At 65.0% G+C, this 12,054-nt stretch carries 8 protein-coding genes; all 8 read right to left on the reverse strand.

The features are described from left to right. Nucleotides 1-168 precede the first annotated feature (168 nt). The 8 genes from typA to scpB all read right to left on the reverse strand — a co-directional run bounded on the left by typA (nt 169) and on the right by scpB (nt 12,036). Nucleotides 169-2,007, reverse strand: a complete 1,839-nt coding sequence (gene typA / locus ACFFJK_RS04210; protein WP_379677864.1) for a translational GTPase TypA — start codon at nt 2,005-2,007, stop codon at nt 169-171. Between the two features lie 365 nt (nt 2,008-2,372). Beyond that, complete coding sequence (truB, locus tag ACFFJK_RS04215; protein ID WP_379677865.1) at nt 2,373-3,293, reverse strand: tRNA pseudouridine(55) synthase TruB; 921 nt, start codon at nt 3,291-3,293, stop codon at nt 2,373-2,375. Then, complete coding sequence (gene rbfA, locus ACFFJK_RS04220; RefSeq protein ID WP_379677866.1) at nt 3,290-3,712, reverse strand: 30S ribosome-binding factor RbfA; 423 nt, start codon at nt 3,710-3,712, stop codon at nt 3,290-3,292. The genes truB and rbfA overlap by 4 nt, the downstream gene beginning before the upstream one ends. Nucleotides 3,713-4,028: 316 nt before the next feature. Then, nucleotides 4,029-6,884 carry a translation initiation factor IF-2 gene (gene infB, locus ACFFJK_RS04225; protein WP_379677867.1) on the reverse strand — a complete coding sequence of 952 codons (2,856 nt, stop codon included), beginning with the start codon at nt 6,882-6,884 and terminating at the stop codon, nt 4,029-4,031. A gap of 46 nt (nt 6,885-6,930) precedes the next feature. Next, nucleotides 6,931-8,496, reverse strand: a complete 1,566-nt coding sequence (gene nusA / locus ACFFJK_RS04230) for a transcription termination factor NusA (RefSeq protein ID WP_379677869.1) — start codon at nt 8,494-8,496, stop codon at nt 6,931-6,933. Further along, complete coding sequence (rimP, locus tag ACFFJK_RS04235) at nt 8,493-8,981, reverse strand: ribosome maturation factor RimP (protein ID WP_379677870.1); 489 nt, start codon at nt 8,979-8,981, stop codon at nt 8,493-8,495. Before rimP ends, nusA begins: the two co-directional genes overlap by 4 nt. Nucleotides 8,982-9,296: 315 nt before the next feature. Next, nucleotides 9,297-11,288, reverse strand: coding sequence for a 23S rRNA pseudouridine(2605) synthase RluB (gene rluB, locus ACFFJK_RS04240; protein ID WP_379677871.1), 1,992 nt, complete (start codon nt 11,286-11,288; stop codon nt 9,297-9,299). Further along, entirely contained in the window at nt 11,275-12,036 is a 762-nt protein-coding gene (gene scpB, locus ACFFJK_RS04245; protein WP_379677872.1) for an SMC-Scp complex subunit ScpB, read from the reverse strand. Before scpB ends, rluB begins: the two co-directional genes overlap by 14 nt. Between the last annotated feature and the right edge of the window lie 18 nt (nt 12,037-12,054).

Genomic DNA, 12,054 nt, shown 5'->3' on the forward strand with positions numbered 1-12,054 from the left:
AAAGGCTGGTTAGCCTTCTGAAAGACGAACGGCCCGGCCGCAAATGCGACCGGGCCGTCAAGGCAACGCCGAAGCGTTATGCTGTCCGGAAGGTCAAGAAGCTACCTTAACTGAACGGCATTACGCTGCAAGCAGCGGTTTTTCATCGCACCGGGGTGCCGGGCTCGCTTACGCGCCTTCCCGGCTGGCCTTCTTGCGCTCGTGCTCCTTCAGGAAGCGCTTGCGCAGGCGAATCGACTTCGGCGTGATCTCGACCAGTTCGTCGTCCTCGATGAACTCGACGGCGTATTCCAGCGACATCTGGATCGGCGGCACCAGACGCACGGCTTCGTCGGTACCCGACGAACGCACGTTGGTCAGCTGCTTGCCCTTGATCGGGTTGACGACCAGGTCGTTATCGCGCGAGTGGATGCCGATGATCATGCCTTCGTACACCGGGGTGTTGTGCTCGACGAACATGCGGCCGCGGTCCTGCAGCTTCCAGATCGCGTAGGCCACGGCAGCGCCGTCGTCCTGCGAGATCAGTACGCCGTTGCGGCGTCCGGCAAGGTCGCCCTTCGTGTTGTCGACCGGTGCGTACTCGTGGAACACGTGGCTCATCAGGCCGGTGCCGCGGGTCAGGGTCATGAATTCGCCCTGGAAGCCGATCAGGCCACGCGCCGGGATCAGGTACTCGAGGCGCACACGGCCCTTGCCATCCGATTCCATGTTCTGCAGGTCGCCACGGCGGCGGCCCAGTTCTTCCATCACGCCGCCCTGGTTCACTTCTTCGACGTCGACGGTGAGGTTCTCGTACGGCTCGCACTTGACGCCGTCGATTTCCTTGAACACCACACGCGGACGCGACACCGCGAGCTCGAAGCCTTCGCGGCGCATGTTTTCCAGCAGGATGGTCAGGTGCAGTTCACCACGGCCGGACACTTCAAACACGGTGTCGTCGTCGGTCGGCAGCACGCGCAGCGCCACGTTGGCCTTGAGCTCACGCTCCAGGCGCTCACGCAGTTGGCGGCTGGTGACGAACTTGCCTTCGCGGCCGGCCAGCGGCGAGGTGTTGACCATGAAGTTCATGGTCAGGGTCGGCTCGTCGACGGTCAGCATCGGCAGCGCTTCCGGGGTATCCACGGCGGTCACGGTCACGCCGATGCCGATGTCTTCGATACCATTGATCAGCACGATGTCGCCGGCGACGGCTTCTTCCACCTGCACGCGCTCCAGGCCCTTGAAGTTCAGCACCTGGTTGATGCGGCCCTTGATGGGGTTCTTGTCATCCTGGCCGTTCACGACCAGCACGTCCATGCCCGGCTTGACGCGGCCGCGGTTGATGCGGCCGATGCCGATCTTGCCGACGTAGGACGAGTAGTCCAGCGAGGTGATCTGCATCTGCAGCGGGCCGTCCGGGTTGTCGTCACGCACCGGCACGTATTTCAGGATCGCGTCGAACAGCGGCTTCATGTCGCCGCCGCGCACGCTTTCGTCCATGCCGGCGTAGCCATTCAGGCCCGAGGCGTAGACGATCGGGAAGTCCAGCTGCTCGTCGGTTGCGCCCAGCTTGTCGAACAGTTCGAAAGTCTGGTTGATCGCCCAGTCGGCGCGCGCGCCCGGACGGTCGATCTTGTTGACCACGACGATCGGCTTCAGGCCCAGGGCCAGCGCCTTGCGGGTCACGAAACGGGTCTGCGGCATCGGGCCTTCCTGGGCGTCGACCAGCAGCAGCACCGAGTCCACCATCGACAGCACGCGCTCGACTTCGCCGCCGAAGTCGGCGTGGCCCGGGGTGTCGACGATGTTGATGTGGGTGCCTTCGTACTCGACCGCGCAATTCTTCGACAGAATCGTGATGCCGCGTTCCTTTTCGAGGTCGTTCGAGTCCATCACGCGGGTGTCCACCGCCTGGTTTTCACGGAAGGTGCCCGATTGGCGCAGCAGCTGGTCCACCAGGGTGGTCTTGCCGTGGTCAACGTGGGCGATGATTGCGATATTACGAATCGCGCGTTTGGTGTCTGACATGTGTGTTTTCAACAGTGAATGTTGCGTGATGGATGGAAGCGGTGACGATGCGGCGCATTACCGATTTCCGTAACCCGCTACTATAGCATGCTTATCGCGCTTGCTGCGTTGCAGCGAAGGGGGAAAGGCGCGGTTTTTTTAAACGATTTGCCGCCGGCGGACCGGTTCAGGGGCCGGATGATGCCTGCGAGTGTAGCGGCGGGATATTGAAGGATGATGACAGTCCGGACGCCGCCAGGCAGCTCGGGGCTGCCCATTCCGGGACGAAAAACAAGATGGGGACGCAGTAGCGGTTTTCAAGACCCGCCGCGGCGGGCCCCATGTGTGCGTTCTTCATCCCGTTTCCGGCGGCGCGCGGCGAGCGCTTACTGGGCTGTCGCGATCAGCCGTTCCGGCGCCAGGATCGCGTATTCCTGCAGGTTCGCCGTGCCCAGCAGCTTGCCGTCGTGGTAGACGCGCACCCTGCCCAGTTCGACCGGGACCATCACCGATTCCTTGCCGAGCGCCAGGCGCTGGCCGTTCAGGAAGCGCTTCGCCAGCTCCGGCGTGAGCTCGACCGAGGGAAAGCTCGACAGCAGCGCATCGACGGGCGCTAGCAGCGTGTGCGGATCCGGATGCGCCTGCAGTTCCTCGAGGGTGATCATCCTGTCGGTTGTCAGCGCCCCGACCTGCACCCGGCGCAGCGCGTTCAGGTGGGCGCCACAGCCGAGCGCCGCGCCGATATCCTCGCCCAGCACGCGCACGTAGGTGCCCTTGCTGCAGGTGACCAGGATCTTCAGGTAAGGCGCGGCGTATTCCACCAGGGACAAAGCGTGGATCGTCACCGACCGGGCTTCGCGCTCGAGTGTGATGCCTTCGCGCGCGTACTCGTACAGCGCCTTGCCGTCGCGCTTGAGCGCGGAATACATCGGCGGGACCTGCAGGATCGGGCCGCGAAAGCGCGCCAGCGCCGCTTCGATGTGCTCCAGGGTAGCGTCCACCTCGCGCTGCTCGATGACCTCGCCCTCGGTATCGCCGGTCGTGGTCATGATGCCGAGGTGGACGGTCGCTTCGTAGGTCTTGTCGGCTTCCAGCAGGTCCTGCGAGAACTTGGTGGCTTCGCCGAAGCACAGCGGCAGCAGGCCGGTGGCGAACGGGTCGAGCGTGCCGGTGTGGCCGGCCTTCTTGGCGTTGAACACGCGCTTGGCCTTGAGCAGCGCGTCGTTCGAGGACAGGCCGACCGGCTTGTCGAGCAGCAGCACGCCATCGACGGGGTCGCGCGGCTTCTTGGGCGGGCGGGCGTTCACTCCGAATCCGCGTCCGTGTCGGTGTTCGGCGCGTCCTGGCCGAAGTCCGCCGCGCGCACCGCGTTGGCCTGGTCGATCAGCGCCGACATGGCCAGGCCGCGGGTGGTCGAGGTGTCGTGCACGAAGTGCAGCTGCGGCAGCGTGTGGATGTGCAGGCGCTTGCCGAGCTGGTTGCGCAGGTAACCGGCCGCCTTCGACAGGCCGTCGAGGGTCTGCTTCACTTCTTCCTTGCTGTCCTTGAGCAGGGTGAAGTAGACCTTGGCGTGGGCGTAGTCCGGGGTCAGCTGGACTTCGCTGATGGTGACCATGCCGACGCGCGGGTCCTTCAGTTCGAAGGCGATCAGTTCCGACAGGTCTTTCTGGATCTGGTCGGCGACGCGCAGGCCGCGTTGGGGGATGCTTTTGCTGTGTTTTGCCATGATGGTGCTTTATGTGTTGTTCTTTTGATGTCGCCGGGCGATCTGTGGCCAGGTTCACCCGACCTCCTCCCTTCGCACGTCATCCCGGCGCAGGCCGGGATCCAATTTTGCGTGCGGGCCACCTGCGGTCGGGGACTGTGGCAGCGGGACGAAATTGGGTTCCGGCCTTCGCCGGAACGACGGTCTCAAGGCTGTCGGCCAAGGCATGGGCGAACTAATGTTCCACCTTTACTCGGCCCCTAAAAAACAAGGGCCAGGCCCCTCGCGGCATTCGCCGCGAAGCGTCCTGGCCCTCATGGTACGCCAAGTGCCGGAATTACAGCGTACGCGCCACTTCCGTGACTTCGAACACTTCCAGGGTGTCGCCAACCTGGATGTCGTTGTAGTTCTTCAGCGACAGGCCGCACTCGAGGCCGGCGCGCACTTCCTTCGCATCGTCCTTGAAGCGCTTGAGCGAGTCGATCTCGCCGGTCCACACGACGATGTTGTTGCGCAGCAGGCGGACCGAAGAGGTACGCTTGACCACGCCGTCGGTGACCAGGCAGCCCGCAATCGCGCCGACCTTCGAGACCAGGATGACCTGGCGAATCTCGACCTGGCCGGTGATGGTCTCGCGCTTCTCCGGCGCCAGCATGCCCGACAGTGCGGTCTTGATCTCGTCGATCGCATCGTAAATGATGCTGTAGTAACGGATGTCGACACCGTTGGCTTCGGCCAGCTTGCGCGCCTGGGCGTCGGCCCTCGCATTGAAGCCGATGATGACCGCTTTTGAGGCGGTCGCCAGGTTGACGTCCGATTCGGTGATGCCGCCGACCGCCGCGTGGACGATCTGGACGCGCACTTCCGAGGTCGACAGCTTCTGCAGCGAACCCACCAGCGCTTCCTGCGAACCCTGCACGTCGGTCTTGACGATGAGCGGCAGGTTCTTGACTTCGCCTTCGGCCATCTGGTCGAACATGTTCTCCAGCTTGGCGGCCTGCTGCTTCGCCAGCTTGACGTCGCGGAACTTACCCTGACGGAACAGGGCAATCTCGCGCGCCTTGCGCTCGTCCGCCATGACCATCGCTTCCTCACCGGCGCTCGGCACTTCGGTCAGGCCCTGGATCTCGACCGGAATCGACGGACCGGCTTCGGTCACCGACTTGCCGTTTTCGTCGAGCATCGCACGGACGCGGCCGAACGAGGAACCCGCCAGCACGACGTCGCCGCGCTTGAGGGTACCCGACTGCACCAGGATCGTCGCCACCGGGCCGCGGCCCTTGTCCAGGCGCGCTTCGACCACCAGGCCGCGTGCCGGCGCTTCGCTAGGCGCGGTCAGTTCCAGCACCTCGGCCTGCAGCAGCACCTGCTCCAGCAGGTCGTCGATACCCGTACCGACCTTGGCCGACACCGGGACGAACGGCGAATCGCCGCCGTATTCTTCCGGCACCACGCCTTCGGCCACCAGTTCCTGGGTGACGCGGTCGGTGTTGGCGCCCGGCTTGTCGATCTTGTTGATCGCCACCACCAGCGGCACGCCGGCGGCTTTCGCGTGGGCGATCGCTTCCTTGGTCTGCGGCATCACGCCGTCGTCCGCCGCCACCACCAGGATGACGATGTCGGTCGCTTTCGCGCCGCGGGCACGCATCGCGGTGAACGCCTCGTGGCCCGGGGTATCCAGGAAGGTGACCATGCCGCGCGGGGTGTCCACGTGGTATGCACCGATGTGCTGGGTAATGCCGCCGGCCTCGCCCGCAGCCACTTTCGCGCGGCGGATGTAGTCCAGCAGCGAGGTCTTGCCGTGGTCGACGTGGCCCATGACGGTCACGACCGGCGCGCGCGGCTTGGCCTCGAACTCGGCGTGCTCGCCCTGGTCGGCCAGGATCGCTTCCGGATCGTCCACGGCGGCGGCGAAGGCCTTGTGGCCCATCTCTTCCACCACGATCATCGCGGTTTCCTGGTCCAGCACCTGGTTGATGGTGCACATCTGGCCCAGCTTCATCAGCTGCTTGATGACTTCCGACGCCTTCACCGACATCTTGTGCGCCAGTTCGGCGACGGTGATGGTTTCCGGCACGTGCACGTCCTTGACGATCGCCTCGGTCGGCGCCTGGAAGTTGGTTTCGCGGTCATCGCTGTGCGAACGGCGTCCGCCGCTGCGGCCACCGCTGCGCCAGCCGTCACGGCCGGTGCTCGCGCCCGGACCGCCACGGCCCTTGTTGCCGCCCGGCGCCCCGCGCTTCTTGGCGTCGTCCGACCAGGTCGAGGACACGTTGGCCGACTTGATCGACTTCTTGTCGCCCGGCTTCTTGGCATCGTCCTTCTTGGCTTCGACCGGCTTCTTGTCGGTGGCCGCGGGCTTGTGCAGGGTACCGGCCGGTGCCGCAGGCGCCGCCGGCTTGGCGACCGGTTCCGGCGCCTTGATGACGCGGCGCGGCTGGCTCATCATGGCCTTGATCTGGGCCACTTCGTCGGCCACGGCCTTGCGTGCGCGCTCGGTGGCGGCAGCGCGTTCGGCCGCTTCGCGGGCGGCGTCCTCGGCACGCTTCTTGGCTTCCTCGGCGTCGCGCTTGGCCTTCTCTTCGGCAGCGGCATTCGCGGCATTCGGCGCAGCAGCCGGCACAGCAGCCGGAGCCGGCGCCGCAGCGGCGGCCTTGGCGGCGGCGTCGCGCTTGGCCTGTTCTTCGGCTTCGCGCTTGGCCTGCTCTTCGGCAGCCTTGGCCTGGGCAGCCTTTTCTTCCTCGAGCTTGGCCAGGCGCTCCTGCTTTTCACGCAGGTCCGCTTCCTGGCGGGCGATCAGCTCGGCCTGGCGGCGCGCCTCTTCGTCGCGACGTGCCTGCTCGGCGGCATCGACCACCGGCGCAGCAGCCTTCGGCGTGGTGACGAGGTCATCACGCTGGACGAAGGTGCGCTTCTTGCGCACTTCCACCTGGATGGTGCGCGATTTGCCGCTCGAATCGGCTTGCTTGATCTCGGTGGTTTCCTTGCGGGTCACCGTGATCTTCTTCTTCTCACCGGTTTCGGTGGCGCCGTGGGTACGGCGCAGGTGGTTCAGCAGCTTATCCTTATCATCTTTTGACAAGGGATCTGACGTCGAACTTTTTTCGACGCCGGCCGAGCGCAGCTGTGTCAGCAGCAGGTCTGCGGGCATCTTCAGTTCGGTGGCAAATTGGGCTACGTTGTTACTCGCCATTCAGTCCTCTTTTCTATGTGTCGCTGAGATGATAAAGATTTGCAAATTACGCCTTGGCCGTTTCTGCCAGGCTCCAGGCTTTCGCCTGCAGCGCCTTGGCGCGGTCATCGTACTTGCTGTCGACCAGCTTCATCTCTTCGTCGGTCACATCATTAAATTCGTTCTTGATCAGGTCGCGGGCACGGTCGGACGGCAACGCCAGGATGGCGCCGAATTCGTCGTAGGCGAGTGCCGCGAATGCTTCGACCGTCTTGATGCCAGCCAGGCCGAGCTTGCCCGCGGTGGTGCGGTCCATGCCTTCCAGGTTGACAAGGGCTTCTTCCATGCCCTCGAGGCCTTCCTCGGAAGCGATCGCTTCGGTCACCAGTGCGTCGCGGGCACGGGTGCGCAGTTCGTTGACGGTGTCTTCGTCGAACGATTCGATTTCCAGCATCTCGGAAATAGGTACGTAAGCGATTTCTTCAAGGCTCGAGAAGCCCTCTTCCACCAGGATGTCCGCCACTTCCTGGTCGACGTCCAGCTTTTCCATGAACAGCGTACGGATTGCCGCCGTTTCCTGGGCCACCTTGTTGGCCGATTCCTCGGCCGTCATGATGTTGATCTTCCAGCCGGTCAGTTCCGAGGCCAGGCGCACGTTCTGGCCCGAACGGCCGATCGCGATTGCCAGGTTCTCTTCGTCGACCACCACGTCCATGGCGTGCTTTTCCTCGTCGACCATGATCGACGAGACGTTGGCCGGGGCCAGCGCGCCGATGACGAACTGGGCCGGATCGTCCGACCACAGCACGATGTCCACGCGCTCGCCGCCCAGCTCGCCGGTCACGGCCTGCACGCGCGAGCCGCGCATGCCGACGCAGGTGCCGATCGGATCGATGCGCTTGTCGGCGGTGTACACCGCGATCTTGGCGCGCACGCCGGCATCACGGGCAGCCGACTTGATCTGCAGGAGACCCTGCTCGATTTCCGGCACTTCCAGCTCGAACAGCTTCATGATGAATTCCGGCGCGGTGCGCGACAGGATCACCTGCGGGCCGCGCATGTTGCGGTCCACGCGCAGGATGTAGGCACGGACGCGGTCGCCGATGCGCAGGTTTTCCTTCGGGATCATCTGGTCGCGCGGCAGGCGCGCTTCGATCTTGCCCGACTCGACGATCGCATCGCCGCGCTCCATGCGCTTGATGGTGCCGGTCACGAGCGAATCGCCGCGCTCGAGGAAGTCCTGCAGGATCTGCTCGCGCTCGGCATCGCGCACGCGCTGCAGCACGACCTGCTTGGTATCCTGTGCGAAGCGGCGGCCGAACTCGACCGATTCGATCGGGTCTTCGATGTACTCGTCCACTTCGATGTCCGGAATCTGTTCCTTGGCTTCGAAGTGCAGGATTTCCTGGTCGGGCAGCTGCAGGCCGGCCTCGTCGGGAACGACGTGCCAGCGGCGGAAGGTCTCGAATTCGCCGGTGTCGCGGTCGATCGCCACGCGAATGTCGACATCGCCTTCATAGCGTTTTTTCGTGGCTTGCGCGAGCGCGAATTCGAGCGCTCCGAAAACCACTTCCTTATCGACGTTCTTTTCGCGCGCGAGCGCATCCACCAGTAACAAAATTTCGCGACTCATGCTTTGCGACTCCTAAAATCCACCTGTGGCACCAGACGTGCCTTGTCCAATTCGGCCAGCGTAAATTCCAACAACGCTGCGCCATCTTTATTTTCAAATTCCAGACCGACCTTGTCGCCCTCGACGCCGCGCAGGATGCCCGTGAAGGTCTTCCTGTTCGCGGTGCCCGGCATCGCGACGCGCAGCTTGACCGTGCACTCGTGCCCGGCGAAACGCGCAAAGTCGGCCAGGGTCCGCACCGGGCGATCGAGGCCCGGCGACGAAATCTCCAACCGTTCGTAGTCCACGTTCTCGACGGTGAGAACGTGCGACAACTGGTGGCTCACCGTGGCGCAGTCCTCGACCGTGATCGGGCCCTTCTCTTCCACGACGTCCGCCGGAAAATCGATATAGACGCGCAGGATCCCGCGCTCACCCCGTTCGACGTCGACGAGTTCGTAGCCGAGGCCGGCTACTGTCTTGGCGATTAATTCAAACTGCTGCACGTCACTTCTCCAGGGCTTTAAAACGATTTACCAAAAAAAAAATGGGCATCTGCCCATCTTTTTGTATTCACAACCCAACCAGATGAAAGCACTTGCACCAAGTAAATACTGGGAAGAACTTTGATTAGGCTGCAAATTATACAGCCATCCTGCTTCCCTCGCAATCGCCGGACCAAAAATGGCTTGGCAAATGAAGTGAAAAGCAACAGTTGGCAGGATGACCATAGCGGGGCATGGCCGCCATTTTACGGCATTGCTGCATCGCGTGCCCGGGAGGCGCGGGAAATTCTTGCCCGGCCTCGCAGGAGAATCCGCTCAGCCGCGGCGTCCGCGGCGCGGCAGGCCGTGTTCGGAACCGCGCGGACCCTGGCCGCCGCGGCGTCCACCGCCGGTGCCGGCAAAACCGAAGGTGGTCTGCAGCGGGTCCGGCTGGCGCGGGCGGTTGCTCTGCTTGGCGCCAAAGGGGGCGGCATTGCCGCCGCGACCCTCGCTGCGACCCTTCTTCGCCGCACCCTGCGGACCCTGCCCTTGCGCACGTCCGCCCGGCACGGCCGGGCCTTGCGGGCGGCCGGTGCCGACACGCACCACCGGTGGGCCGAACGGATCGACATTGCGGTTAGCGTCGGCGCGGTCGATGCGGTTGCCGTCCGAACGGCGCGCGTCGTCACGCCCGCCCTTGGCGCCGGCCTTGCCCTTGCCCGCGCCGTGCTCGCTTCCCGCGCCACCACCCTTCTTCTCCACGCCGAACGCCGCGAGCAGCGCGCGCACGTCGTTCTCCTGCAGTTCTTCCCAGCGGCCGCGCTTCAGGCCGGTGGGCAGGGTCATGGCGCCATAGCGGGTACGGATCAGGCGCGAGACGGTCAGGCCGACCGCCTCGAACATGCGGCGCACTTCGCGGTTGCGGCCTTCGCCGATCACCACGCGGTACCACTTGTTGATGCCTTCGCCGCCGCCGTCCTGGATCTTCGAGAACGAAGCCAGGCCGTCTTCCAGCTCCACGCCGGCCAGCAGCTTCTGGCGCATGCCTTCTTCCAGCTCGCCGAGCGTACGCACCGCGTATTCGCGGTCGATGTTGTAGCGCGGGTGCATCAGGCGGTTCGCGAGGTCGCCCGAGGTCGTGAACAGCAGCAGGCCCTCGGTGTTGAAGTCGAGACGACCCACGGCCAGCCACTTGCCGGCCTTCATGGTCGGCAGGCGGTCGAACACCGACGGGCGGCCTTCCGGATCGTCGTGGCTGACGATTTCGCCGGCCGGCTTGTGGTACACCAGCACGCGCGGCGGCTTGTTGTTGTTCACCTTCCGCTGGATCAGCTTGCCGTTGATGCGCACCGCGTCGGTCGGCAGGATGCGCTGGCCGATGTGGGCCGGCTCGCCATTGACCGACACCCGGCCGGCGATGATCAGCTCTTCCATGTCGCGGCGCGATCCCAGGCCGGCTTCGGCCAGCACCTTGTGCAGCTTCGGCGCGTCGTCTTCGGCGGTCAGGTCGCGGCGCACGGGCTTGGCCGGGCCCTTGCCACGGCCGCCATCGTTGGCGTCGAAATCGTCCGAGGTGACGAACGAGAACACGGCGTCGGCATCATTACCCTTGCCGCCCTGCTGCTTCCCGCCCTGCTTGCCTTGCAGCTTGCCTTTTTGCTGCTTGCCCTGCTGCTTGCCACCCTGGGCCTGCTGCTTGACACCCTGACCTTGCTGGGCTTGCTGCTCACCCTGCTGGCCCCGCTGCTTCTGCTGGCCGCGGCCGCGCTGCTCGCGCCTGCCTTCCGGCTGGGCTTGTCCTGCCTCGGCCGGGACCGGGGCCGCTTCGGTCGCGGCCTCCGCAGCTTCCGCAGATTCCGGATTGGCGGCGCGCTGCTCCTGCAGGCGCGCTTCACGCTCCTGGCGCTTCTCGCGCATCTGGCGCGGGCCGCGCGGCTTGCGCTGCTCGCCCTGGGCGGCTTCGACCACCGGTGCGGCAGCCGGCGCCTCGGCGGCAGGCTGGACCTCGGCTGGCGCCGGAGCGGCCTTGGCGGCGCGCGGCTTGCGGGCCTTCGGGGCAGGCGCAGCGGCGGTGTCGGCAGCAACTCCGCCCGCGACCTCGTTCACGGCTGCGCCTTCGGCAGCCTGGGCCGCCGGGGTCTCGGCATCAGCGACCTTGCGGGTACGGGTACGGGTCGATTTCGCTGCGGGCTTGGCGGCGGCTTCCGGCTGCTGGGCCTCGTCCTTGGCAGCGGCGGGTTTGCGGGTACGCTTCGGCTTGGCGGGCACGGCGGCCACGCCTTCGCCTGCATCCGCAGGCAGGGTGTCGTTCGGTTCAGTTGGGTTCATCGTTCGTATCTTTATTATGCTGACCCGGCCCAGCGGCTGCCGCCGTCTCATGGTCAAAATTCCGGTCAAGGAGAGTGACGTCGACAGGCATAAGGCCCGTCTCGGTGTCTGTATCGTCGTGTGCAGGCGCGCCGGCGTCTGCCTTGTCAAAGTTTTCCTTCAGCGCCGCTTCCAGCGCCTCGAGGCTGCGGCTGTCGGGGCCGTCGTTGACCGCCTGCAGCGGCGGCAGTTGCGACAGCGATGCCAGGCCCAGGTCGTCCAGGAACTGCTTGGTGGTGCCCAGCAGCGCCGGACGCCCCACCACTTCGCGGTGGCCAAGCACGTCGATCCAGCCGCGGTCTTCCAGCATCTTGATCGTCTGCGAATTCACGGCTACGCCGCGGATCTCTTCGATGTCGCCGCGCGTGACCGGCTGGCGGTAGGCGATGATCGCCAGCGTCTCCAGCGTCGCGCGCGAATACTTCGGCGGCTTCTCGGGCGACAGGCGGTCGAGGTAAGGCTTCATCTCGGGCCGGCTCTGGAAGCGCCAGCCGGAAGCCAGGCTGACGATCTCGATGCCGCGCCCCTGCCAGTCCTGGCGCAATTCTTCCAGCAAGATCTTAATCGTGTCGCTACCGACACCGGGGTTCAACTGGCGGCCGCTGGCGTCGACCTCGGCGAAGAGCTTCTTCATGCCGTGGATCGTCATCGGCTCGCGCGCACACAGCAAGGCGGTCTCGAGGACGCGCTTGGCCTCGTCAGTATTCATATCGCGGTGTCGTCACGC

It is taken from the genome of Massilia consociata (genome assembly GCF_042432755.1).
GTDB lineage: Bacteria > Pseudomonadota > Gammaproteobacteria > Burkholderiales > Burkholderiaceae_D > Telluria > Telluria consociata.